This is a genomic window from Kribbella sp. NPDC051952 (assembly GCF_040680855.1).
Classification (GTDB): domain Bacteria; phylum Actinomycetota; class Actinomycetes; order Propionibacteriales; family Kribbellaceae; genus Kribbella.
The window spans coordinates 148,651-172,618 of sequence record NZ_JBFAXQ010000005.1 but is presented as its reverse complement, the minus strand read 5'-3'; the positions used below and the strand labels follow the sequence as shown (position 1 = coordinate 172,618).

At 68.7% G+C, this 23,968-nt stretch carries 24 protein-coding genes; 13 read left to right on the top strand and 11 right to left on the bottom strand.

Annotated elements, in window-relative coordinates; genetic code table 11:
- Window positions 1–4: 4 nt before the first annotated feature.
- Window positions 5–1,075: a polyprenyl synthetase family protein gene (locus tag AB0L70_RS12275; RefSeq protein WP_363682991.1), complete on the bottom strand. Its 1,071-nt coding sequence runs from the start codon at window positions 1,073–1,075 to the stop codon at window positions 5–7.
- Between the two features lie 57 nt (window positions 1,076–1,132).
- Here AB0L70_RS12275 and metF point away from each other — a divergent pair, with 57 nt between their 5' ends.
- Both metF and AB0L70_RS12265 read left to right on the top strand, forming a co-directional pair.
- Window positions 1,133–2,050, top strand: coding sequence for a methylenetetrahydrofolate reductase [NAD(P)H] (gene metF, locus AB0L70_RS12270; protein ID WP_363682989.1), 918 nt, complete (start codon window positions 1,133–1,135; stop codon window positions 2,048–2,050).
- A 4-nt stretch (window positions 2,051–2,054) separates the two neighbouring features.
- On the top strand, window positions 2,055–2,585 hold the full coding sequence (locus AB0L70_RS12265) for a histidine phosphatase family protein (protein WP_363682987.1): 531 nt from the start codon (window positions 2,055–2,057) through the stop codon (window positions 2,583–2,585).
- Here the strand turns inward: AB0L70_RS12265 and AB0L70_RS12260 are convergent.
- From AB0L70_RS12260 to AB0L70_RS12250, 3 genes are all read right to left on the bottom strand, one after another.
- Window positions 2,582–4,786: a UvrD-helicase domain-containing protein gene (locus AB0L70_RS12260; RefSeq protein WP_363682985.1), complete on the bottom strand. Its 2,205-nt coding sequence runs from the start codon at window positions 4,784–4,786 to the stop codon at window positions 2,582–2,584. The two genes, AB0L70_RS12265 and AB0L70_RS12260, sit on opposite strands and share 4 nt — an antisense overlap.
- 92 nt (window positions 4,787–4,878) lie before the next feature.
- A complete protein-coding gene (locus AB0L70_RS12255) occupies window positions 4,879–6,186 on the bottom strand; it encodes an NAD(P)/FAD-dependent oxidoreductase (protein WP_363682983.1) in 1,308 nt (435 codons plus the stop codon).
- Window positions 6,186–6,797, bottom strand: coding sequence for a DUF4126 domain-containing protein (locus AB0L70_RS12250; protein WP_363682981.1), 612 nt, complete (start codon window positions 6,795–6,797; stop codon window positions 6,186–6,188). Before AB0L70_RS12250 ends, AB0L70_RS12255 begins: the two co-directional genes overlap by 1 nt.
- 174 nt (window positions 6,798–6,971) lie before the next feature.
- On the opposite strand from AB0L70_RS12250, the gene AB0L70_RS12245 reads away from it, so the two are divergent.
- Together AB0L70_RS12245 and AB0L70_RS12240 are read left to right on the top strand one after the other, a co-directional pair.
- Entirely contained in the window at window positions 6,972–8,894 is a 1,923-nt protein-coding gene (locus AB0L70_RS12245; RefSeq protein ID WP_363682979.1) for an N-acetylmuramoyl-L-alanine amidase, read from the top strand.
- 10 nt (window positions 8,895–8,904) lie between these two features.
- A complete protein-coding gene (locus AB0L70_RS12240) occupies window positions 8,905–9,636 on the top strand; it encodes a nucleotidyltransferase domain-containing protein (protein WP_363682977.1) in 732 nt (243 codons plus the stop codon).
- Here AB0L70_RS12240 and AB0L70_RS12235 read toward each other — a convergent pair.
- The 4 genes from AB0L70_RS12235 to AB0L70_RS12220 form a co-directional block, all read right to left on the bottom strand.
- Complete coding sequence (locus AB0L70_RS12235) at window positions 9,629–10,333, bottom strand: hypothetical protein (RefSeq protein ID WP_363682975.1); 705 nt, start codon at window positions 10,331–10,333, stop codon at window positions 9,629–9,631. The two genes, AB0L70_RS12240 and AB0L70_RS12235, sit on opposite strands and share 8 nt — an antisense overlap.
- Complete coding sequence (locus AB0L70_RS12230; RefSeq protein ID WP_363682973.1) at window positions 10,330–10,515, bottom strand: hypothetical protein; 186 nt, start codon at window positions 10,513–10,515, stop codon at window positions 10,330–10,332. The genes AB0L70_RS12235 and AB0L70_RS12230 overlap by 4 nt, the downstream gene beginning before the upstream one ends.
- Window positions 10,516–10,643: 128 nt before the next feature.
- The gene (locus AB0L70_RS12225) at window positions 10,644–11,114 is read right to left on the bottom strand and encodes a YbaK/EbsC family protein (protein ID WP_363682971.1); all 471 of its coding nucleotides are present in this window, start codon (window positions 11,112–11,114) and stop codon (window positions 10,644–10,646) included.
- 10 nt (window positions 11,115–11,124) lie between these two features.
- Window positions 11,125–11,631 (bottom strand): DM13 domain-containing protein, encoded by a 507-nt coding sequence (locus AB0L70_RS12220; RefSeq protein ID WP_363682969.1) that lies wholly within the window; start codon window positions 11,629–11,631, stop codon window positions 11,125–11,127.
- A gap of 289 nt (window positions 11,632–11,920) precedes the next feature.
- On the opposite strand from AB0L70_RS12220, the gene AB0L70_RS12215 reads away from it, so the two are divergent.
- The 6 genes from AB0L70_RS12215 (at window position 11,921) to AB0L70_RS12190 (ending at window position 16,280) form a co-directional block, all read left to right on the top strand.
- Window positions 11,921–12,484: a DUF6504 family protein gene (locus tag AB0L70_RS12215; RefSeq protein ID WP_363682967.1), complete on the top strand. Its 564-nt coding sequence runs from the start codon at window positions 11,921–11,923 to the stop codon at window positions 12,482–12,484.
- Entirely contained in the window at window positions 12,481–12,954 is a 474-nt protein-coding gene (locus AB0L70_RS12210) for an SAV_6107 family HEPN domain-containing protein (RefSeq protein WP_363682965.1), read from the top strand. The genes AB0L70_RS12215 and AB0L70_RS12210 overlap by 4 nt, the downstream gene beginning before the upstream one ends.
- 43 nt (window positions 12,955–12,997) lie before the next feature.
- Complete coding sequence (locus AB0L70_RS12205) at window positions 12,998–13,252, top strand: hypothetical protein (protein ID WP_363682963.1); 255 nt, start codon at window positions 12,998–13,000, stop codon at window positions 13,250–13,252.
- A 226-nt stretch (window positions 13,253–13,478) separates the two neighbouring features.
- Window positions 13,479–14,690 carry a DUF480 domain-containing protein gene (locus tag AB0L70_RS12200; RefSeq protein ID WP_363682961.1) on the top strand — a complete coding sequence of 404 codons (1,212 nt, stop codon included), beginning with the start codon at window positions 13,479–13,481 and terminating at the stop codon, window positions 14,688–14,690.
- 181 nt (window positions 14,691–14,871) lie between these two features.
- Window positions 14,872–15,618, top strand: coding sequence for a methyltransferase domain-containing protein (locus AB0L70_RS12195; protein WP_363682959.1), 747 nt, complete (start codon window positions 14,872–14,874; stop codon window positions 15,616–15,618).
- Window positions 15,619–15,863: 245 nt separating this feature from the next.
- Window positions 15,864–16,280 (top strand): DUF3040 domain-containing protein, encoded by a 417-nt coding sequence (locus tag AB0L70_RS12190; RefSeq protein WP_363682957.1) that lies wholly within the window; start codon window positions 15,864–15,866, stop codon window positions 16,278–16,280.
- 271 nt (window positions 16,281–16,551) lie between these two features.
- Here AB0L70_RS12190 and AB0L70_RS12185 read toward each other — a convergent pair whose 3' ends face one another.
- The 3 genes from AB0L70_RS12185 to AB0L70_RS12175 are packed head-to-tail and all read right to left on the bottom strand — an operon-like array spanning window position 16,552 to window position 21,153.
- Window positions 16,552–18,912 carry a DUF3488 and transglutaminase-like domain-containing protein gene (locus tag AB0L70_RS12185; protein ID WP_363682955.1) on the bottom strand — a complete coding sequence of 787 codons (2,361 nt, stop codon included), beginning with the start codon at window positions 18,910–18,912 and terminating at the stop codon, window positions 16,552–16,554.
- 46 nt (window positions 18,913–18,958) lie between these two features.
- Window positions 18,959–20,245 (bottom strand): DUF58 domain-containing protein, encoded by a 1,287-nt coding sequence (locus AB0L70_RS12180; RefSeq protein WP_363682953.1) that lies wholly within the window; start codon window positions 20,243–20,245, stop codon window positions 18,959–18,961.
- A gap of 2 nt (window positions 20,246–20,247) precedes the next feature.
- Window positions 20,248–21,153: an AAA family ATPase gene (locus tag AB0L70_RS12175; RefSeq protein WP_363683393.1), complete on the bottom strand. Its 906-nt coding sequence runs from the start codon at window positions 21,151–21,153 to the stop codon at window positions 20,248–20,250.
- Window positions 21,154–21,699: 546 nt separating this feature from the next.
- Between AB0L70_RS12175 and mraZ the strand changes: the two genes are divergently transcribed.
- The 3 genes from mraZ (at window position 21,700) to AB0L70_RS12160 (ending at window position 23,966) form a co-directional block, all read left to right on the top strand.
- A complete protein-coding gene (mraZ, locus tag AB0L70_RS12170) occupies window positions 21,700–22,131 on the top strand; it encodes a division/cell wall cluster transcriptional repressor MraZ (protein ID WP_363682952.1) in 432 nt (143 codons plus the stop codon).
- A 264-nt stretch (window positions 22,132–22,395) separates the two neighbouring features.
- On the top strand, window positions 22,396–23,361 hold the full coding sequence (gene rsmH, locus AB0L70_RS12165) for a 16S rRNA (cytosine(1402)-N(4))-methyltransferase RsmH (protein ID WP_363682951.1): 966 nt from the start codon (window positions 22,396–22,398) through the stop codon (window positions 23,359–23,361).
- Entirely contained in the window at window positions 23,361–23,966 is a 606-nt protein-coding gene (locus AB0L70_RS12160; protein ID WP_363682950.1) for a hypothetical protein, read from the top strand. Before rsmH ends, AB0L70_RS12160 begins: the two co-directional genes overlap by 1 nt.
- Window positions 23,967–23,968 lie beyond the last annotated feature (2 nt).

The window sequence follows — 23,968 nt, the reverse complement described above, 5'->3', positions numbered from 1 at the left end:
CGTCTCAGAGCTGACGGGACGTTGCCGCGATCGCGAGGTCGGTCAGGGCCTTGCGGGCCGTGTCGTCGGCCAGGGGAGCGCGCTCCAGTGCGTCGAGGGCGTCCTCGGTGCGTTCGGTGATCAGGTCCTCGCAGGCCTGAACCGCCCGCGAGTCCTGCAGGATCTCGCGCAGCAGCTGGATCTCGTCGTCATCCAGATCGGCCCGCCCGAACAGCCGGTCGAACTCGGCCAGCTGGACCTCCGACGCGTGGTCGACCGCATACGCGACCAGCACGGTCCGCTTGCCCTCGCGAAGATCGTCCCCGGCCGGCTTCCCGGTCAGCGCCGGATCGCCGAACACCCCGAGCAGATCGTCGCGCAGCTGGAACGCCTCACCCACCGGCAGTCCGTACGCCGACAACGATTCGATCAACTGCTGGTTCCCACCGGCCAGCGCAGCGCCGACGTGCAGCGGCCGCTCAACCGTGTACGTCGCGGACTTGTAGCGCAGCACGCGCAACGCCAGGTCCATCTCGGACTCGCCACTCGCCTGCGCGACCAGGTCCAGGTACTGCCCGGCCGTCACCTCGACCCGGACCGCGTCGAAGAACCGCGACGCCCGGGCCAGTGCGGCCGCGTCGAAGCCGGAGGTGTGCAGCAACTCGTCGGCCCAGATCAGGCACAGATCCCCGAGCAGGATCGCAGCGCCGATCCCGAAGCTCACTGGGTCACCACCGCGACCAGAGGCCTCGGACCGCGCCCGCTGCAGGGCCTCGAACCGGCGATGGGCCGCCGGCGCACCCCGTCGTACGTCGGAGGAATCCATCACGTCGTCGTGTACCAGCGCGCTGACGTGCAGCATCTCCAGGCTCGCCGCGGCCGTCAGGATCGGCTGGACCGGGTCACCGCCGGCAGCCCGGAAACCCCAGTAGCAGAAGGACGGACGCAGCCGCTTGCCGCCGCTGGTCGCGTCCCGGGCGGCCTGCACCTGCTCGGTCAGCTCGGGCCCGATCGCGGTCAGCCGCTGCTCCTGGAGGTCGAGGAAACCGGTCAGCGCGCGCTGGATCTCGGCCGGGATGTCCACATCGCCATACACGTCTCGGAGCGTAGTCCGTACCGGCGAAACGGTAGACACCGCGGGTAACCTGTCGCCATGGCGAACGGACTTCCCTCGAGGCTCCCCGGCAGCACGCCGACGATCCGCGAGCTGCTGTCGAGTGGTGAGCGTTCGTTCTCGTTCGAGTTCTTCCCACCGAAGACGCCCGAGGCCGAGGAGGTGCTCTGGCGCTCGATCCGCGAGATCGAGCAGCTGCACCCGACCTTCGTCTCGATCACGTACGGCGCCGGTGGGACGACCCGGGACGGCACCATCCGGGTCACCGAGCGGGTCGCGCAGGACACGTCGCTGACGCCACTGGGTCACCTGACCTGCGTCGCGCACTCGCGGGACGAGCTGCGGTCGGTGATCGGTGCCTATGCGGGTGCCGGCGTACGGAACATGCTCGCCTTGCGGGGCGACCCGAAGGGCGGGCCGAACCAGCCGTGGGTCGCGCATCCCGAGGGGCTGAACCACGCGGTCGAGCTGGTCGAGCTGATCCGTTCGCTCGGCGACTTCTGTGTCGGAGTGGCGGCGTTCCCGGACAAGCATCCGGAAGCGACCTCGCTCGAGGCAGACGCGCAGGTGCTCGCGGCGAAGGCTGCCGCCGGGGCCGACTACGCGATCACGCAGATGTTCTTCGGCGCGGACGACTACTTCCGCCTGATCGAGCGGGCCGCGGCGCTGGGCTCGGAGATGCCGGTGCTGCCGGGCATCATGCCGGTCACGAACATCAAGCAGATCCAGCGGATGGCGGAGCTGACCGGGATGGCGCTGCCGACGGCGGTCACCGACCGGCTGCTGGCCGTCGAGGACGATCCGGCCGCGGTTCGCGAGGTCGGCATCGAGATCGCCACCGAACTGTGCGAGCAGCTGCTGGCCGGCGGAGCGCCCGGCATCCACTTCATCACCCTGAACCGCTCGACCGCGACCCGCCAGGTCTTCCTCAACCTCACTTCATCGGTCGTATCCTGACGCGATGGCTGACCCGTCGGATCTCTTGATCGACCGCACGCTCGTCCTGCTCCGGCACTCGAAGGCGGTCCCGCCCGAGTCGATGCCGGACCTGCAGCGCCCGCTGGCCGACCGGGGCCGGGCCGACGCCGCCGCGGCCGGTCGCCATCTCGTTGCCCAAGGCATCGAGGCGGACCTGGTCATGTGCTCGCCGTCGCAGCGCACCCGGGAGACCTGGCAGTACGCCGCCGAGGCCGGTGCGATCGCGACCGACGTCTGGTACGACCGCCGGATCTACAACGCCGACACCGAGGAGCTCCTCGACGTCGTCCGCGAAGCGCCGTCCGAAGCACGCACCGTCGTCCTGGTCGGCCACGCACCCGGCGTCCCGTGGCTCGCCGACGAACTCGCCCTCGACGGCACCAGCCCCGAACGCACCGAACTCACCCAGAAGTACCCGACCTCGGGGCTCACCGTCCTCCACCTCACCTGCCGCTGGTCGGACCTGGGCCCGAACGACGCGGATCTGGTCGAATACGTGATTCCGCGCGGCTAGGGCAACCAGTTGGTGGTGCTGTTGACGGTGATCATGCGTTGAGTGGCTCGGGTCAGGACGACGTACAACGCTCGTACGCCGCCTAGCGTGTCGCTGACGATCCGGTCCGGCTCGACCACCACGACCGCGTCGTACTCCAGACCCTTGGAATCCAGGGGACTGACCGCGACGACCCGTGGATCGCCGAGCTCGGCCAGGACCGGGTCGACGATCGGACGCAGCTTCGGCGGCACGATCACGCCGACCGTGCCCTCCACCAGCTGGAGCAGCTCGACCGCCGCGTCACCCGCGGTCGCGGCGACCTTGCCGTCGTCAACGACCCGGTGCTCGGGTTCGACACCCGTGCTGCGGACCGCGTTCGGCAGGTCGGCGTCCGGGAGCGTACGCCGGATCACCTCGCCGGCGAACGCGTAGATCTCGGCCGAGTTCCGGTAGTTGGTGGACAGCCGGAACGTGTGCCGCTGCAGGTGCGACAGCATCGAGTCCATCGCCGCCCGGGCCTCGTCCGGGTCCGGCCACGAGCTCTGCGCCGGGTCACCGACGATCGTCCAGCTCGCCTGCGGACCGCGTCGCGTCACCATCCGCCACTGCATGGGGGAGAGGTCCTGCGCCTCGTCCACCAGCACGTGCGCGTACTCCTCGGGCTCGTCCGCCTCGCGGGCGGCCGCGGCCCGGGCCCGGCGCTCCGAGGTGGTGAGCACCTCGTTGACGCCGTCGCTCAGGCCCTCCAGCCAGTCGAACTCGTCGTCCTTGCCCTCCATGATCGGGGCGCGGCCCAGGAACGTGCTCAGCTCGTCCAGCAACGCCACGTCCGCGATGGTGAACTCGTCGGTGCCGCGGATCGCCTTGGCGAGTACATCGACCTCTCTGGGCGTCAGCTCGTTCCGCGCCCAGCGCTGCAGCCGCCGCGGGTCTCCGAGCCAGCGCAGCACCGCTTCGGGCGTCAGCACCGGCCACCACTGGCTGAAGAACGTCCTGAACGCCGGAGTGTCGCCGACACGGTCGCCGAAGGCCTCACGGTCACCAAGGACGCCGGTCCGCAGGTCCTCGGGGAACTGCTGCCACAGTGCGGCCACCAGACCCTTGCGAGCCTCCGCAGCGGCCTTGTTGCGCGGCGTCCGGCGCAGCGCGTTCCGGCGTACGTTGTCCAGCCGGTTGGCGTCCAGCTCGATCGTGGCGCCGCCGATGAACACGCGCAGGGTGGCCGGGGCAGTCGGCACGCGGTCGCGGGCAGCCCGCGAGAGTACGCCGCGCATCCGCAGCGAACCCTTGATCGCGGCCACATCGGCCTCGTCCACCGCAGTGGCCTTGACGCCGTCCACCAGCTCGCCCACGGCTCGCAGGGACACCGTGTTCTCGCCGAGGCTCGGCAGTACGCGCTCGATGTAGGCCATGAACGCGGCGGACGGCCCAACGACCAGTACGCCGCCACGCTCGAACCGCCTGCGGTCGCTGTAGAGCAGGTACGCCGCCCGGTGCAGAGCGACCACGGTCTTGCCCGTGCCCGGCCCACCACCGATGACGGTGACACCACGGGCAGGCGCCCGGATCGCCTCGTCCTGCTCGGCCTGGATGGTGGCGACGATGTCGCGCATCGTGTGACCGCGGGCCCGCGACAGGGACGCCATCAGCGCGCCCTCACCCATCACGGGCAGGTCCTCGGGCGCGCGCTCCGGCGCCAGCAGGTCGTCCTCGAGCCCGACGATGCGGGGGCCCTTGTTCCGCAGGACGCGGCGGCGGACGACCTTCTGCCGGTCCGTCGAGGTGGCGCGGTAGAACGGCTCGGCGGCCGGGGCGCGCCAGTCGATCACCAGTGGCTCGTACTCGGCGTCGCGGACGCCGATCCGGCCGACGTACAGCTTCTCGAGGTCAGCGGCCGCCGTGGCGGCCGGCTGGTCGTCGCCGGTGTCGGAATCGAGCCGGCCGAAGACCAGGCCTTCGTGCTCGGCGTCGAGCTCAGCGATCCGCCGGGCCGCGGCGAACACCAGGACGTCGCGCTCGTACAGACCGGTCTGCTCTTCGTCGCGGACGCGGCCGACGTTCTGCGCCTGTGCGCGCTGGTGCCCTTCGACCGCGATCCGTGACGCCGATCGGCTGGCCGCCGCGACCCGGTCGTAGACCCGGTCGACATGAAGTTGTTCAGCCGCCAGCTCAGCCAGCTCGACGTTCTCGTGATCGGCCGACGTGGGGGTTTGATCCACCGAGGTCCTCTCTACTGCCGGTCACCTGCCCCGACACGGAACACAGGAACGATCAATCTTAGTGTGCCCAGATTCCTAACCCCAGCCCGGTCTCAGGCCTTCCCGATCGCGTCGGCCACGATGGCCGCTCCGAGCGTGGTCGCGGGTACGCCGGAACCGGGGTGAGCCCCCGCGCCGACGCAGTACAGACCCTTGATCGGGGAGACGTTCGACGCCCGGCGGCGGGCGGTCCTGTAGCCCTCCCACGCGACCCCGGCCCACCAGGACGGCGACGTCTGCCGCGACACCACCTTGTCCCGGACGTGCAGCCCACGGGCCACCAGCAGGTCCAGTACGTCGTCCGTCGGGTAGCCGTGTACCAGGACCGACCACGCCTGGTGGCCGGCCGGTGCCTGTCCACCGGTCCGCACGACAACTGTCGGCGTACCGTGCAGGACGGTCTCGAACGGGAGGTCCGGGACCGGATCCTTCAGCCCGAGGTGTACGACGTACGCGGCCTGGGCCTGGTGGGTCGAGAGGACCCGCTTGCGCACCTTCTTGGCCGCGGGGTCGTCCACCAGCTGCCCGTAGAGCTCGCGCGGATCGATGTCACTCACGACGATATCCGCGGCCAGCTCAGTGCCGTCAGTCAGCCGTACGCCGGTCACACCGCCGTCGGTCGTGGTGATTCCGACCACCTCGGTGCTGGTGCGGACGGTGACCTTCCGCTCGCTGGCCCGCTGGACCAGTGCGTCCGCCAGCGCGCCGAAGCCGCCGTCGATGGTCCAGCGGCCGAAGGTGCGCTCCAGGTACGACCAGACCCCGACGTATCCCGGGGTGAGCTTCGCGTCGGATCCACCTTGCGCTGCGAAGTGCCGCAGTACCGCGCGGGATCTCTCGTCGGTCAGCTCGCTCTGTGCGACCTTCTCCAGGGAGTGCCAAGGCTTGAGGGTACGGATGGTCTTGAGCGGCAGCTTGTCCTGCAGGGGTGGCTCCAGGGACGTCTTCCGCAGGATCTGCCAGGTCTCGCCGTACCCGTCGACCAGCGCGGTCCACCGCTCGGCGACCTTTGCGTCAGCCAGATCGGTCCAGGCGTCCTGCTGTGCACCGCGGTCGCCGACCGGTAGGTCCAATACGGACCCGTCAGCGAACATGTGTCGTCGTGGCTCGGTCACCGGGTCCAGTTGGACCAGATTCTCGATCGGGCGACCACTCTTGCGGAACAGGTCGCGCAGCGCGGCCGGGAGCGTCGTACTGGCCGCTCCTGCGTCCCAGCTGAAGCCGTCTGCCTCGATGCGGCCCAGCACTCCGCCAAGGTGCTCATCACGTTCGCAAACGGTGACCTGGTGGCCGAGCTTGGCCAGGCGGACTGCACTGGCGAGACCGGCTAGGCCGGCCCCGACCACGATCACTTCAGACATCAGACGGCACTACTCCCCGTTGCAGGATTGCTTCGTTTCTCTCGCCAGGCCTGGAACCGGCGATAGCCACGCCGGATGAAGCGGAAGGCGAAGTACACCCCGATCAGGCCGAGCACCAGCAGGACGGCGGCGATGATCAGCGCGGCCTCCGGGTGGAACGCGGCCAGCGAGACCACACCCGCGACGGCGACGTCCTCACCGGAAGACGCGGCGATGTTGGTGACCGGCTCAGGGGAGGTGTTGATCGCGAGCCGCAAGCTCGACTTCACCGCGTGCGAAAGCAGCGCGACCAGACCGCCCGTGGTGGCGATGATCGCCTGGTGCAGCGTGCTCGCCTCACCGGACAGCAGCGCGGCCAGGATCGCGCCGATGGTCGGGCGGATCACTGTCGAGATCGCGTCCCAGGCCGAGTCGATGTACGGGATCTTGTCGGCGACGAATTCGAACAGGAAAAGAACACCCGCTGCGATCAGAACGCCGTTGCTGGTCAGCGCGGTCGGTACGTCGTCGGCCCCGGCGAAACGGCCGAGCAGACCGAGAATCAGCACGCAGGCATAGGCATTGATGCCACTCGCCCAGCCCGTCGTGAACGCCAACGGCAACGCTTCCATCGTCGTGCTCCGTAACCCTCAGTCGCCGTTCCGCGCGCGACACGTTTTCGTCACTATCGAACCCGTCGGTGTGAGTTTTGGTTAACCGTTGACATCCGGGTCGCCTCGACTCATTGTGAGCAAGCCTGCCAGTCTTTGTGACTGGCACCCCGCCCTTGGGTTCAGGAGAAGAACATGCTGCGTCGTTCGAAGATTCTCGCCGCACTGGCTGCGGTAGCGCTGCCCATCACCTTGACCGGCGTGTCGTCAGGAGGACCACCGGCCGCCGCTGCGCCACCGCCGGCACCCGCTACGGTCGCGGCTACCGCGTACCACGCTGCCGCTGCGAAGTACGGCGTACCGGAGTCCGTCCTGCTGGCCGTGTCCTACGCGGAGTCGCGCTGGGACGACCACAAGGGGTCGCCCAGTACGTCGGGCGGCTACGGCCCGATGCACCTGACCGCACTGGACCCCAGTGAGGTCGCGGACCTGTCCGGCAAGCAGAAGGTCGCCAAGGCAGAGTCGCTGCGGACGCTGTACAAGGCGTCCGACCTGACCGGTCTGGACCCGGCTGCCTTGCGCACCGACACGACCGCCAACATCAACGGCGGCGCCGCGCTGCTCGCGTCGTATCAGCGCTCGCTCGGACTGCAGGTCGGAGCCGGCACCTCCCCGGCCGAGTGGTACGGCGCAGTGGCGTCGTACGCCGAAGCCGGCGACAAGGTGGCCGCCTCCGGTTTCGCCGACGACGTGTACTCGATCATGGCGAAGGGCGCGGCCCGGCTGACCAACACCGGCCAGCAGGTCGTCATGCCGGCCACGGCGGTCACGCCGGACAAGGCCCAGGTGCACAAGCTGTCGCTGCCCACCGGGGTCAAGCCCGCCACGTCCAACGTGGAGTGCCCGCCGACCCTCGGTTGCGAGTGGCTGCCCGCGCCGTACTCGGAGTTCGGCACGGCCGGTGACTACGGCAACCACGACCTGGCGAACCGGCCGAAGACCGGGAAGATCGACTACATCGTCATCCACGACACCGAAGGCACCTGGCAGGGTGTGCTGAACCTGGTGCAGGACCCGACGTACGTGAGCTGGCAGTACACGATGCGGTCGTCCGACGGCCACACCTGGCAGCACGTCAAGGCGAACGACGTCGCCTGGCACGCCGGCAACTGGTACGTGAACATGCACAGCATCGGCATCGAGCACGAGGGCTTCGCCCCGCAGGGTGCGACCTGGTTCACCGAGGCGATGTACCGCAACTCGGCCAAGCTGGTGAAGTACCTGGCCGCCAAGAACAACATCCCGATCGACCGGGCCCACATCATCGGCCACGACCAGGTGCCGGGCACGATCCCGTCGACGGTCTCCGGCATGCACTGGGACCCGGGACCGTACTGGGACTGGGAGCACTACATGGACCTGCTGGGTGCCCCGATCTACGGGCACTCGATCTTCCCGGTGCGGCCCGGCTCGATCGTCTCGATCAAGCCTGGCTTCCAGGGCAACGTCCAGGTCGTGACGAACTGCGACGCGCCGAACACCACCTGCACGCCGCAGGCAACGAACTTCGTCTACCTGCGCCAGTCGCCGGACGACAACGCTCCGCTGGTCAAGGACATCGGACTGCACCCGACCGGGATCGACGGGACCACTGACGTCTCCGACATGGGCTCACGGGCCGCTGCGGGTTCGCAGTACGTCGTGGCGAAGCGTCAGGGCGACTGGGTCGCGGTCTGGTACCTCGGCGCGATGGGCTGGTTCAAGAGCCCGGCCAAGACCCCGGACGCGTTCGCCAAGCCGGGTCTCGTGGTGAAGCCGAAGCCGGGTAAGACGTCGGTGCCGGTCTACGGACGGGCGTACCCCGAGCAGGCGGCGTACCCGACGGGTATTCCGTACCAGACGGTCACGCCGTTGCAGTACTCGATCGGCGCCGGCCAGGCGTACCCAGTGGGTGACCTGAACATCGAGACGGACTACTACCGGGCCGTCACGTTCGCAGGCCAGCCCCCGACCGACCACGTCCAGGTCCTCGGTAAGGACCGCTACTACCAGATCTGGTTCGGCCACCGGATGGCGTACGTACGGGCAGCCGACGTAGACATCCGCCCAGCCTTCTAGATTGGATGATGTGATCGACGAAGCCGTCCAGCATCTGTTGGACGGCTTCGTCACGTCAGTACGCCAGGTCGCCGCGGTCGAAGCGATCTGGCTGCACGGCTCACTGGCGCTGGGGGACTACCAACTCGGACGCAGCGACCTGGACCTGGTCGCGGTGGTGTCCTCGCCCGTACCGGACGCCGTCGCCGACGTGCACCGCCGGCTGATGCGGGAGTCACCACTGGCCGGCAAACTCCACTGCTCCTACATGCGTGCCGATCAGTTGACCGACGCGTCCATCCAGCATGTGACCTTCGCCCAGGAGCGGTACTTCGATCGCCCGGTCACGCCGGTGACCCGCCGGGAACTTGCCTTGAGCAACCTCTCCCTGTTCGGCCCACCGCCCTCTTCCTTGCTGCCCGCAACCACCGACGCCGAGCTCACCGACTTCATCCGCCAGGACCTCCAGGAGTTCTGGCTCCCCGCCGTCGCCCGGCGCACCAACTGGTACGCCGACATCTGGGTCGACCTCAGCTTCGTCACGATCGCCCGCGCCCACGTCACGCTCACCACGGGGGAGCTGATCACCAAACGCGCCGCCCTCGACGTGCTGCCGTCGCTGGACGCGCCGGCGGGTGTGGTCGCCGACATCGCCCGCCGCCGGTACGGATCGCCCGGCCGCCCGTCGCCGTTCTGGCGCCACCGTCGCGCGGTGCTGGCGCGCCAGTTCGTGCGAACTGCGATTCCCCGGGTGCTCACTTGATCGTGGCCAGGTTGGTCAGGACCTCGTGGGTCTCGGTGTACAAGCCGTTCAGCGCGGTGGTCCGATCGACGGGTTCGAGATCCATGCCGCCGGGGCTGTTGCATCCGCCGTACTTCAGGGTGAGCTCCGCGTTCTGCGTCCGGACCAGGAGGAACGCCGTACGGCAGTTCTCGGAGTCGAGGCCGTAGATCAGGTGCGCTTCCTCGCCATAGCCGCGTACGGCCTTCTGGCCCTCGACGGTTCGGATGTTGACGCTCCTGGACAGATGCGCCACATCGTCGACATACGTGCCCCGGTTGGTCTGTAGCGCATGCTGTCCGGTCAGGACGTACACGCGAACGCTCATGAAGCGGATCCCGAAGTCCCCGCTGCCGCCGCTGGAGAAACGACATTCGTGCGAGTAGTAGTCGTTCTCCAGTGCGGGTGTGTCCACGTCGTCCTCCTCACCCTTGGCTCCGGGGTAGAGCGATTCCAGCGCCGGCGGGCTCACCAGCGAGCAGGCACTCGGTGGCTTGCCGTACAGCTTCTTGCGAGCGGGCACGGCAGTAGTGGGTGGCGGTGCCGCGCCCGGGTTCGCGCCGTGGTCCGTGGTGGACCCTCTGTGGTTCAGCCAGGTGATCCCGCCGATGGCGACGACACCCAGGCAGACACCCACAACCAGGACGGTCAACAGCGCCCGATTGCCCCGCGGCCTCATCGACCCTTGCGGGCCTGGCGGAGGAAGGCCAGGCCCGCGACGATGGCGATGCCGGAGGTGAGCACGGTCAGGGGGTGGTGGTGGCCATGCTGGGTGCTCAGGCCCGCTGTTCCACCTGCGATCAGCGTTGCGGCGACGGCAAGTGCGACGACTCGATGCCCGGTGCTCCGGGGGCTGCTCATGGATCCTCATCTCCGACGTTCCTGGTTGTTGAGGTCCAGGCTTCCGTCGAAGATTCCTAGGGCGCTAGCACCGAATGGCTCGAAGTCGTCGACCAACGGCCAGACGTCACTGGCCGATCGTCTACACGTCAGTTGACCGTGATCGGCGTGCCGTTGGTGAGGGTGAGGAGCTCGGGGTAGGTGGTGGGAAAGACCGAGTGGGGGATACCCGCCGCGGCCCAGATGACGTCGTACTGCTCGAGGGCGGTGTCGATGTACGTCGGGACCTGGCCGGGGTGGCCGACCGGGGCGACGCCACCGATCGACTGGCCGGTGTGCTCCTTGACGAACTCGGGGGTGGCGCGGCGGAGCTTGCCGAGGCCGAGCTCGGCGGCGACCTTGGCCGTGTCGACGCGGTGCGCGCCTGAGGTCAGGATCAGCACCGGGGTGCCGTCGCCGTCGAAGATCAGGCTGTTCGCGATCGCGCCGACCTCGCAACCGAGCTCGGCCGCCGCGGCCGCGGCCGTCGGGACCGCCTCGTCCAGGATCACGATCTCGCCGGTGGCTCCGGCCGCCGCCAGCGCGTCGGCCACCTTCTGCACATTGGGATGACTGCTCACACTTCGAACCTTATGCGAGCCGGGCAGCACCGAACGACACGTTAAACCGATCACACCAGATCGCCACACTGCGGAAATCATCGAGCTTCACGCCGGCCGGAATGGCGTAGTTCTGGTTCCCGTGATTGCCCTTCAGGCTGCCCAGGTCGCGGTACTTGCCGTCGTCGAAGATGTGCCAGCCCGTGCGGCCGTCGACCACCTTGGCGTCGCTCAGCCAGACCTTGAGATCAGGCCCGTCCGAAGTCTCGAGGTTCTCGATTCTGAGCACACGGCTGCCGTCGGGGAGACGCAGTACGGCGACTGTGCCGGACGTCTCGTGTTCGTGCGTGATCAGCTGTCCGGTCAGCAGGATCTTTGTCGGCTCAGGGGCTTTTGGGGGCTTGACAAAAACTGTCGGTGGCGTCGTCGACGATGTCTGTGTGGAGATCGGAACAGTGCCGGGGAGCGCTTCGTCGACAACCTTGTCGGTGAAGAGCCGCCACGGCTGGAAGAGCGGTAACGCGACCGCGAGCGCCACGACGGCGACCGCCGCCGCGGTGATTCCTGCTGTCCGGACCTTCACGGTCGTCCCTTCCGTCGGCCTGCGCCCGGCCGGCCTGGTTCCGGCGCTCCTGTTTGCGGTGCGCCTGGTCCCAGTCTCGGGGCCAGGGCGGTGCCGCGGCGGCGCGCCGGGCTTACGGGCCGTTGACGATTGTCGGCGGACGGCGATACGCTTCCAGTGTTCGAACAGATGTTCGATTACCTCCGACCCGGCTTCGTCGGGAGGCTGGGCGCCAGGACGCGATGAGCGATCCAGGCATTCGGAGGTGAGCCGGACAGCTGGACGGCTCCGGTGCGGAGTTGCGGCCGCATCGGAAACCGGTGGTCCCGGCGGGCCGGGCACCGGGGTGGACCTCGACCCCCACCTCGTGCCTACCCGCCGGGCCTCCGACCAGGGGAAGCAACGCACACAGGAGGCGATGAACATGTGGGAGTTCGACCAGGCCGTCGACGTCCATTCGGCGGACGTGGACGGGATCGACACCCCGGACCAGTTCCTGTGGCGCGGCCGCCTCTGGCGGGTCTGCTCGGTCCGGTCGCACTGGACCGAGACCGCGGCCTGGTGGGAGCGCGGCATCATCGGCACGCGCGCGGACCGCGACGCCCTGGTCGGCGTCGGCGCGGACCAGGAAGCGTTGGTGCCGTGCACGACCAGTGGTGTCGCGGAGAGTTCCGCGGCGGTCGGCGTACTGGATGCGGAGTGGGGCCCGCGGCGAGCGGTGTTCCGCGTGGAAGCAGGTTGTGGCCGGCACGGTCGGCGGGAGTTGTTCGATCTCGCGCACGACCCGGATTCCGGTCGTTGGCAATTGGAGAGGGTGACGGACCGATGACAGTTTCACCGGTGTCCCCGGTGGCCGCAGGCGCGGCCAGCCGTGAGTTGTCCCGCGCGCGTGCCGCGCTGGCCGAGGCAACGGATACGAGCGACCACCTGATCCGCTACTCGAGCGCGCACGTCGCGGCGCTGCGGGTCGCGGCAGCGGTGCTCGCCGTTCGCGCCCGCCCGGTGCGCTCGAGCAGCCGTCGCCGGGTCCAGCGCAACGCGTGGGTGCTGTTGGCCGAGGTTGCGCCTGAGTTCGGCGAGTGGGCCACGTTCTTCGCCGCCGGGGCCACCCAGCGTGCGGCCGCCGAGGCGGGTCTCGAGCGCGCGGTCACGGTCCGCGAGGCCGACGATCTGATCCGCGCCGTCGACACGTTCTACACCCAGGTGGAGGCGAGCCTTCGTCTCTCGACCACTCCGGTCCTGACGGCAACCACGGATCCCCAGTCCGTTCTGACGCAACCCTGGATGCAAGCCAGCTGACCCGGTTGGCTCATCCATCCCGACGATGCAGGAGCGCACGACCTTGTCTGAACTCAGCAGAGGCAGCGGCAAAGACATCTGCGGCAGAGTCCATGCCATCACCGGCATCGAGTGCTACCTGCCCGACACCCACTTCCCACGTCCCCACCATTCCCTGACCGGCGAGTCCTGGCACGACGGCCTCTGCACCCAATGCGCCGGCTCCGGCATCCACGCCGACGCCCTCTGCCCCCGCTGCAACGGCACCGCCTTCGAACCCATAGCCCTAACAGACCCCACCACCTACCAACCCGGCTAACCCCAGCCTGACCCCGGAGCACGTGAACAGGCTGAGCCCCGCGGCGCGTAGACCGGCTGAGCTCACATCACATGAACCGGCTGTCCCCACCCGGCCAGCTGGCCACCCTGGCTGACCCGGCTGCCGCGATGATCCGTCAACTGGGGGATCCCGCGGCTCGTGGCTGATTGGGCTTGGATGTTGGGATCGGGGGTGGGTTGGCCTTTGGGGCTTTAGGGTCGGGGGCGTGAGTGATCTTCCTGTGCTTGAGGTTGAGGATCAGCGGGTGTTGGGGAGTCTGATGGAGAAGCAGACGACCGTGCCTGCTTCGTATCCGCTGACGGCCAACGCGTTGCGGACGGCCTGCAATCAGACGAGTAACCGGGATCCCGTGGTGGATTACGACCAGGGGACGGTTGAGCGGGTGGCGCGATCGCTGCGAGATCGCGAACTGCTGCGGATCGTCTGGGTCGACACAGGTCGACGGACGCTCAAATATCACCAGACCCTCGACGAGCGCCTCGGGCTGGAAGCCGACGAGCGTGCACTGCTGACGGTCCTCCTACTGCGAGGTGCGCAGGCGCCGGGGGAGTTGCGGACTCGTACCGAGCGACTCCACCCCTTCGAGGACCGCGCCGACGTCGAAGCCTGCCTGCGCCGGATGGCCGCCCGTCCCGAGCCCTTGGTCCGCGAGCTCGAACGGCAAGCCGGACAACACGACCGCCGCTGGATCCATCTCCTCGGACCGATCCCGGAGCAGGCCGAGCAGGTCGCCGCCGCGGCCGTCGACCGGGACGCGGTGATCGCCGACGGCGCCGAAGCGCGTGACGACCGCGTGCGCTCGTCGTACGACGCTGTTGCCGAGACGTACGCCGACAACCTGGTGGATGAGCTGGACGGGTTGCCGTTCGAGACGTGGTTGCTGGATCGGGTGGTCGCCCAGGCCAACGGGAGTCCTGTCGTCGAGGTCGGGTCGGGGCCGGGGCACATCACCAACTACCTGGCTGATCGCGGGGCCGACGCGACCGGTGTCGACTTCTCGCCCGCGATGGTGGAGGAGGCCCGTCGACGCTTCCCTGACCGGAGCTTCGAGGTGGGGGATCTGCGACGGCTCGGCCGCCCGCCGACGAGTTCCGGCTGGGCTGCGGTGCTGGCCTGGTACTCGCTGATCCACCTCGCGGCCGCTGAGCTTCCCGACGCCATCGGGGCACTGGTCCGCCCGCTCGATCCGGGCGGCTGGCTCGTCCTCGCGCTGCATGCCGGTGCCGAGATTCGACACGTCGATGCGTTCTTCGGCCAAGAGGTCGACCTCGACTACGTGCTGTACGACGCGACGTCCGTGGTCAGCGTGCTCGAGGCCGCCGGCCTGGTCGACATCGAGTGGTACCTCCGCGGTCCGATCACCACCCGGCAGGAGACCACCCAACGGCTGTACGTCATTGGACGCACCGCCCCGTGACCGGGACGTCCAATCGACGCGTGCGCTGCTGACGATGGTCCGGCCCGACCTGGGCCGACAGGCTCCGTGGATTACCGCTTCCTTACGGCCGCTGTTCCGGCGGCCGTTGCCGAGGCCGGGGGTGGGGTGGAAGTAGGGTGTGGCGCGGTGGGGTGGTTGGGGATGGCTTGGAGGGTTGTTGATGGTGGATCGGCGGCGGCGTGGTGTGCGGACCGCGCTGGTAGGTGAGGCTTTGCGGGTTGCGTTGGCCGGCCGCGCGCGGACCGATCCGGGAGCCGGGCTGGACATCGTCGACCTCGGAGGTGGAACCGGCGGGTTCGCGGTTCCACTGGCTGTCGAAGGACATCGGGTCACGGTCGTCGACCCGAGCCCCGACGCGCTGGCCTCACTCGAACGGCGTGCCCGAGACGAAGGCGTGAGCGATCTCGTCCGTGGCGTGCAAGGCGACGCGGGCGAGCTCCAAGGACTCGCCGGTGAGTCGAGTGCGGACGCCGTACTGTGCCATGGCGTGCTGGAGGTCGTAGACGATCCGGTGCAGGCATTGCAGGCGATGTCGTCAGTTCTCCGTGAGGGCGGCGTACTGAGTCTGCTTGTTGCCCAGCGCAACGCTGTCGTCCTGGCTCGCGCGCTCGCCGGTCACCTGGCCGACGCGCGCGTCGCGCTGCAGGATCCGGATGGCCGGTGGGGTCCGAACGACCCGATGCCGCGCCGGTTCGACGAGACCGGGATCATCGCGCAACTGGCCGATGCCGGATTCATGGTGCACACGGTGCACGGCGTACGGACGTTCGCCGATCTGGTCCCGTCCGCCTTCGTCGACTCCGAGCCGGGCGCCGCGGAGTCCTTGGGCGAGCTCGAGCGTGCCGCCAGCCAGCACCCGGCGTTCCGCGCACTCGCTACCCAGCTGCACATTCTCGCCACCCGCTGACCGCGGCGGGTGGCCCAGATCACACCGGCCACGGACGGTGATCGTGGGGTGACGTGTCGGCGGCGAAGGCTTTCCAGTGCCAGGAAACTGCCGGCAAGCGGTCAACGACACGCCGGAACGGGCCGGTTTGAGACCGGTGCGGTAGGGGCAGTTGCGGGACCGTGACGCGCTGGACAGGCGGTCAGGGTTTCGTGTGAGGCACGCGCGGCCTAGACTGGGAGCGGCCTATAGAGATCGTGCTCATCATGGAGGGATCGACGGTGCCCCTCTCGGAAGAAGAGCAGCGCCAGTTCGAGCAACTCGAACGTGCCCTTGCTGCGGAAGACCCGAAGTTCGTTTCCGCCATGCGTGGGACCAACGTGCGCTTGTACTACAAGCGCCGGGCAGTGCTTGCCGGCGTCGGATTCGTGCTGGGCATCGCGGTGCTCATGGCCGGCGCGATCATCCCCAACACCATCATCGGGGTTATCGGCTTCATCGTGATGGTCGCCTGCCTGTACGTCGCGGCGCTCAGCATGAAGCGAATCAGCAACGCGGGGGAGTCCGACGACATCCCGCCGCCTCCGCCGACCAAGCGGCACCGGACCAAACACGACTCGTCCGGTAGCTTCATGGAGCGCATGGAGGATCGTTGGCGGCGTCGCCGCGACGAAGATCTCTGACGGCCTGTCCGCGCCGCCGCTGCCAAGCGGAGTGAGCGCGTAGCCCAGTCCTTCAACCACACCCGTGCCCTGGTGGAGCGGGTGTGGTTGTTTTATGCCCGCTGCCCGCTGCCCGCTGCCCGCTGCCCGCTGCCCGCTGCCCGCTGCCCGGCTCGCCCGCCCGGCTGCCCCCGGACCACCCAGCCCGCTGCTCACCTGCCCTGGTCGCAGCCAGGGGGTATGAGAACGGCCGCGGACTCCGGGTAGGAGTCCGCGGCCGGTGTCGTCCGGGCTAGTTGTTGGCGTGCCCGCGCCGCAGGAACAGCGAGCGGAGCCGAGCCAGCAGCAGGTCGAACTCGTCCAGCAGATCGGACGCCTCGTTGCTGCCCCGGTTCAGGTACCAGCGCCACGACGGTGGCAGCAGCCGCGCCCGCCACCGGCGGACCTGCCGTGCCTGCACCCACAGCGCCTTCCGTACGGCGGCAGCCTCGGACCTCAGGTCCACCGCCGGATTCGCGTCGCCGGCGTACCGGAGTGCCTCGATGCCTCGCGCCAACCGCAACGCCTGCGGCTGTGTCTCGGCCGGAAGTTTCGAGACGAGCCATTCACCCGACTGCCGAGGCGTGGAGATATCGGACCAGTCCAGCCCGAGATCGCGGGAGGTGTCCCGGATCTCTGCCCACAGTCCTTCGGCCGACGCACGGCCCGGTTCCCGGAGGAACCTGCGACGCCGGGTCAGGCTGCGGATCAGCCACGGAATGCAGAGCAGCAGGAGTACGCCGCCGACGATCCCGATCAGCTTGCCGCCGCCGTTGCTGAACCAGTTGCCGCCCCCGGTGGCCGCGAGCCCGCCGTCGGCCGGGAGGTTGCGGTCGGCGTTCGGCCGGTCGATCTCCGGGTCGTCGGTCGCACCCGGGCTGACCGGCGCGGTGCTCGGCTCGGTGGTCGGGTTGGTCGGATCCGGCGTGGTGGCGATCGTCCAGGTCGGCGCACTCGCCACCCGGGCGGCCGGCGTCGGCTCGAAGCGGACCCAGCCGGTGCCCTGGAAGTACAGCTCCGGCCAGGCGTGCATGTCGTGCATCCGCACGGTGTACTGACCGTCCTTGCCGGACGTCCCCGGCAGGAAGCCGATCCCGACCCGGGACGGGATGCCGAGGATGCGCGCCATCAGCGCCATCCCGGTCGCGAACTGCTCGCAGTACCCGGTCTTGTTGTCGAGGAGGAAGTCGTGCAGCGCCTTCATTCCGCTGCCGCGCTGGGTGGCGGTGCTGTAGGTGAAGCTGCCGCCGCTGCGGAACCACTGCTGCAGCGCCGAGGCCTCACGGAAATGGTTGCCCTTGGCACCCGCGACGATCTCTTCGGTCTTCGCCTTGATGTCCGCCGGCGTGTTGGCCGGGACGACAGTGGTGTTCGCGTCCGGTGCGCCCGTGTCGGTCGCGCTCGCCAACAGGTCCGGCGTCGGCTGCACGTCGTACGACGTCACGTTGTACTTCTTGCCCGCGATCACTTGGCCGTTCGAGGACACGACGTCGAGCGTGCTGCTGTCGTACCGCCAGTCCCGCTTCAGGGAGATCGAGTGCAACGGGTACGGGACCGGCACGAACTGGGACCGGAAGGCCCGGGTGACGTCGATCTCCATCTTGTTCTGCGGGACCTTGCCCAGATCGCCGATGAAGCCCGGCGGTGGGGTCAGCTCGTCGTTGATCTTGTGGCCCTCGGGCCGGGGGCCGATCCGCCAGGTGTTGCCGTCGAAGAGGTCGAGGGCGGTCAGCCGTAGGTACGTGCCGCCGTTCGCGCCGCCCTTGTAGGTCATGGCGACCACGTTGTCGCCGCGCTTCAGGTTCTTGCCCATGTCGAGCATCGGGTCGGTCGACGAGATCGACGCACCGAGCCCGCCGCCGGGACCGCTGCCGGCCAGGCCGTTGCCGATGACACCTTCCGGCAGGGCCGGCAGCAGCATGGGCAGGAGCGCGGCCAGGGCAACCACGGACAGACCGATGCGACGGCCGGCCTGACCGAGGGCGGACGCCTCGACCGGTTCAGCTGCGTCCAGATGCGAGACACCGGAGATCCGGCGGCCCCAGCGACTCAGGCGACTCCGGCCCTCTGCCGACAGCAGCAGGATGTAGCCGAGCGCCGGCGGGATGAACAGCAACGCAGGCAAGCCACCGTGCACAGTCGCGGCCGGCACCGTGTACATGATCAGCAAGAGCAGCCCGGCCCACGCGGCCTGCTTGAGTTGTACGGCGATGACGTGGACGAGCAACCCGGTCGCCGAGATCACCGAGACCGCGAACAAGGTCAGATGCGAGTCCGGCGGCAACGGCGCGCTGAACCGGTTGATCGAGTCCATCGCGCTGACCATCTGGGTGTTGAACTCGAGCGCGGTCGCCTTCACCGGGATCAGCCCGAACTTCAGCGTGTCCTGCAGGAAGAAGAGCGAGAGCAGCTCGATCAGCACCACCAGCTGAACCAGCGGTACGACGACCCGCGGGGTGCGCAGGTTCTGCAGCCCGACACCGACACCGGTGATCGCCGCACACAAGATCGCACTGACGATCAGGAACGGCCCCGAGAACACCGGAGTCAGAACAAGCGACCCAAGAATGGTCGCGCCCCAAGCAGCAACAGAAATCCTGGCATGACCAGTCATGGGGTCACCGTGACCCGCCGTGCCGGAGGCTCGGCAATTAATAGAGTCATGCGATCCTTCCGCTCCGTAGTCCTAGGGCGGACCACACGGTGGGTAGGTGATCTCCGCGCTGGACCTTGGCGACTCGCCAGCCGTTCCGGCGCAGTTCGTTCTCGGTGGCGTCCGTGGCCGCCCGCAGCCGGGCCGCCTTCTCGGTCGCCTCGGCGCCGACCGCCCAACTGGCCGCGTCCAGCAGCAGCGCGACCCCGGTCGCCTGGCTGGTCCGCCACCGGTTCAGAGCGACGACGTCATCGGAACTGCACGCGCCGAGGATCGCGATCACCAGGCTCGGTTCCTGGGCGTGCCGGTCCACGGTCAGCAGCGGACCGATCTCGGCGTACTTGTGTTCCTCGACGGTCGCGCACTCGGTCAGCAACTGCTGTGCCGTCAGCGGCTGGTGGACGGCGGCCGACGTGCGATGGCTGATCGCGGTCAGCGTCGTCGGCCCGCCGAGCATCGTGGTGACATACCCGCGACGCAGCCGGTCGATCCCGGCCGATGCGGCCGCACTGACCGCCCATTCGAGGCTGGACGACGGTCCGTGCCCGTGGTGCGAGATCGTCCGGGCGTCCAGGAAGATCGCGCACCGGCTCTGCCAGGGCTGCTCCTCCCGACGGACCATCAACTCACCGCGGCGGGCCGTCGAGCGCCAGTGCACCCGGCGCAGATCGTCGCCGTCCCGGTACTCGCGGACGGTCGCATCCTCTTCACCGGCCGAGGCGATCGCCCGCGGCCGGTTCTCGCCCGAACCGGCCCGGTCGGCACCGAGCCGGATCTCGGGCAGCTTGTAGACCCGCGGCGTGACCAGCAGATGCTGGCTGCGGGTGAACGTCCGGCTGGTCTCCACCAACCCGAACGGGTCGGCCACCGTCAGCATCAACGGCCCGACCTGGAAGAGCCCGCGTACGTCGGACTTGACCGGATAGGTGACGGTACGACGCCAGTTCGGGCTGACCCGGTCGACGACGAACCGCGGCCGGTGTCCCAGCACATAAGGGATCCGGTCCTCGAGCAGCAGCAACCCGGCCGGCATCCGGCCCTGGTTGCTGAGGGCAAGCTCCACCGTCGCCTGCGCCCCGACCGCGACCTGGTCCGGTGCGAGACTGCGCCGTACCTGAAGTCGCAGCCGGGTCCGGCCGACGACGAGTGCCGCGACGACCGGCAGCGCCACCAGCAGGATGCCGACCCGCAACAGGTCCTTCTGCCCGAGCAACAGCGCGCACAGCGACGCAGTGATACCGGCCGCGACGAACGCCCGGCCTCTGGTGGTCAGCCCGCGCAGTGCCTGCCGCATGCTCAGTCCCGACGAGTACGGGGCAGCGGCACGCTGGCCACCAGCCCGGAGACGATGTCGGCTGATCCGCGCCCACCGAGATGCGCCTCAGCCGCCGGAAGCACCCGGTGTGCCAGCACCGGCACCGCGAGCTCCTGGATGTCGTCCGGCAGGACGAACTCGCGGGCGTCGAGTGCCGCAGCCGCCCGGGCAGCTCGGATCAGGTGCAGCGTCGACCGCGGGCTCGCACCCAGCCGGAGCTCCTGCGACCGGCGGGTCGCGCCGACCAGAGCAACGGCGTACTCCTTGACCGACTCCGACACGTGCACCGACTGCACCGTCTTCACCAGGCGGAGGATCTGCTGACCGTCGGTGACGGGCTGCAGGTTGGCCAGTGGATCGTCGGCGGCGTGCCCGTCGAGCATCCGCAGCTCGGCGGCCGGCTCCGGGTAGCCCATCGAGACGCGCGCCATGAAGCGGTCGCGCTGTGCCTCGGGCAGCGGGTAGGTGCCTTCCATCTCGATCGGGTTCTGGGTCGCGATGACCATGAACGGCGCCTCGAGGTGGTACGTCGTGGTGTCGACGGTGACCTGGCGTTCCTCCATCGACTCCAGCAGTGCGGCCTGGGTCTTCGGCGAGGCACGGTTGATCTCGTCGCCGACGACGATGTTCGCGAACACCGCGCCGGGCTTGAACTCGAAGTCGCGGATCTCCTGGTTGAACACGGAGACGCCGGTGATGTCGGACGGCAGCAGGTCGGGCGTGAACTGGATCCGGCGCACGGTGCAGTCGATCGACTTGGCCAAGGCCTTGGCCAGCATCGTCTTACCGACGCCCGGTACGTCCTCGATCAAGAGATGCCCTTCGGCCAGCAGGACCGTGATGGCGACCTCGACCACGTCGGGTTTGCCCTCGATCACCTGCTCCATGGCCCGGCGAACCCGGGCTGCCACCTCGGACAGCTCGTCGAAGTCTCCGGCTCCTGCCAGCGCCGAGCTGGTCGCGGTGGTGCTCACCCTGAGTCCTCCCCTTTCATTGACGGCCGACACATTCTCACCCGCTGTAGGGGTCGGGCCTAGTCCAGCGGGGGTTTCGTTACCTGGTGTTTCGGTGTTCATCGGCGCACGCCCTCACGGCGGGTCGGGAAGTCATCCCTCCAAGCGTACGGGCGGACAAAGCAGTAGGCGGGGCGTACGACGTACCGAACCCCCAGAAGGTTCACGTCGGATTCGCCCGAAAGGTTCATCTCGTGGAGCGAGGTGGAGCAGTTGGAGGTTCCCCTGGTGGAGCGAAGTGGAGCAGCTGACCACGCAGCGACACGCGGGAGAGCGGTCGCGTAATCAGGCGGCGCGGGGTGCAAATGGGGCGGAAGTTGGTTGACGGTGGTGCAAAGTGGAGTAAGGTGGAGCGCAGTGGAACCGAAGTGGTGGAAACAGCTCGCCTGAGACGGAGAGTCCGCAACGGGGAGGTGGAGCGTGTTCCTCGGAACTCACTTCCCCAAGCTCGACGACAAGGGACGGCTGTTCCTGCCGGCGAAGTTCCGCGACGAACTTGCTGACGGCCTGGTGATCACGCGTGGACAGGAGCGGTCGCTGTCCGTGTGGCCCGAGCGCGAGTTCGTCCAGCTGACCGAGCAGTTGAAGCAGGCCCCGATCACCAACAAGGGTGCGCGGGACTACCTACGGATGTTGTTCGCCGGAGCCTCCAACGAGGTGCCGGACAAGCAGGGCCGGGTCACCATCCCACCGATGCTGCGCGACTACGCGGGGCTGGACCGCGACTGCGTCGTCATCGGGGCGATGAACCGGGTGGAGATCTGGAACACGGAGAACTGGAACCGGTACTCCCAGGAGCAGGAGCAGGCCTTCGCCGATCTCTCCGAGGAAATACTGCCCGGCATCTTCTAGAGACTGCACGGTTTCTGGAGCACTACAGCTGAACAGTGGGCGAGCGGTACCGCGAGCACACCGGCCGTCCGGTGAGATCACGAGTCCGACTTCCGACCTCACGTGTTGGCGCCACTTCCCCGGCGCCAAGACCACGGGGTACTTCCCCGGAAGGCGTACTCGTGATCTGACCGGACGGTGTTGTATCCGGACCGCCCCCAAGAGCACCACACACAAGACCTGCGGGGGCAGGCTCGCTCCCCGCGGCGACGGGAAGGGTCGAGGATGGACGCTGCGGAGCGGCATGTGCCGGTGATGCTGGAGCGCGTGGTCGCGCTGCTGGCGCCGGCACTCGCGCATCCCGGTGCCGTCCTCGTCGACGCCACCCTCGGGCTCGGCGGTCACTCCGAAGCCTTTCTCCAGCAGTTCCCGCAGGCCCGGCTGATCGGGCTCGACCGTGACCCCGCCGCGCTGCGGCTGGCCGGTGACCGGCTGACGCCGTACCAGGAGCGCATCACGCTCGTGCACGCCGTGTACGACGAACTTCCGCGCGTACTCGCGGAGCTCGAGGTGCCGGCCATCGACGGGATCCTGTTCGACCTCGGGGTGTCCTCGATGCAGCTGGACGAGGCCGACCGTGGTTTCGCCTACGCGCAGGACGCGCCGCTGGACATGCGGATGGACTCCACCGGCCCGACCACCGCGGCCGACATCGTGAACACCTACAGCGCGGCCGACCTGGCCCGGGTCCTGTTCCAGTACGGCGAGGAGAAGTTCGCCCGCCGGATCGCGGACCGGATCGTCCGGGAGCGGGAGACCGAGCCGTTCACGAACAGCGCGCGGCTGTCCGAGCTGGTTCGCAACGCGATCCCGCAGGCGGCACGCCGTACCGGGGGACACCCGGCGAAGCGGACGTTCCAAGCGCTGCGGATCGAAGTGAACGGTGAGCTCGAGGTGCTGCGGCGTGCGTTGCCGGCTGCCCTCGAGGCGCTGGCGCTGCACGGGCGGATCGTGGTGATGAGCTACCAGTCGCTCGAGGACCGGATCACCAAGCAGACGTTCGCCGCCGCGACGAAGAGCGACGTACCCGACGACCTGCCGGTGATTCCGGCCGGGCACGAGCCATACCTGAAATTGCTGACCCGAGGTGCCGAACGGCCGACCGAGGAGGAGGTCGCGGTGAACCCGCGGGCCGCCTCCGCTCGCGTACGTGCTGGGGAACGAATCCGGGAGAAAGGGCTGGTGGCCTGATGAGTACTGTCTTCAGCCCGCAGAAGGCGCGGGTCACACCGGCGCCGGCGAAGCGCGCGGAGCCGAAACTGCGCGTGGTGTACGGGGCGCCGTTCCGGCCGCCGCGGATGCCGTTCGTCATCTTCGTGGTGTCGCTGCTCGCGGCCGGCCTGGTCGGCCTGCTGCTGCTCAACACCGAGCTGCAGCGTGGCACGTTCGACATCACCAACCTGAGCAACCAGGCCAACCAGCTGCGCGATCAGCAGGAAGGGCTGGAGAAGCAGGTCCGCACGCTCGAGTCGCCGCAGAACCTGGCCGACCGGGCGCTGAAGATGGGCATGGTGCCGAACCCGAACCCGGTCTTCCTGCGACTGTCCGACGGACGGGTGCTCGGGGTCCCGGCCGAAGGCAAGGCCGGCACGGGTACGGCGATGTTCGGACCGAACACGCCCACCGGAACGGCGACCAAGCCGCCGGTCGTCAAGCCGCCGGTCGCGAAGCCGCCGGTCGCGAAGGTCCCCGTCAAACCGGCGACGGGCACGGTGAAGCCGGGAACAGGAACCACCAAGCCAGGAACTACCAAGCCAGGGACGACGAAGCCAGGGACGACGACCACCGGGGGATGATC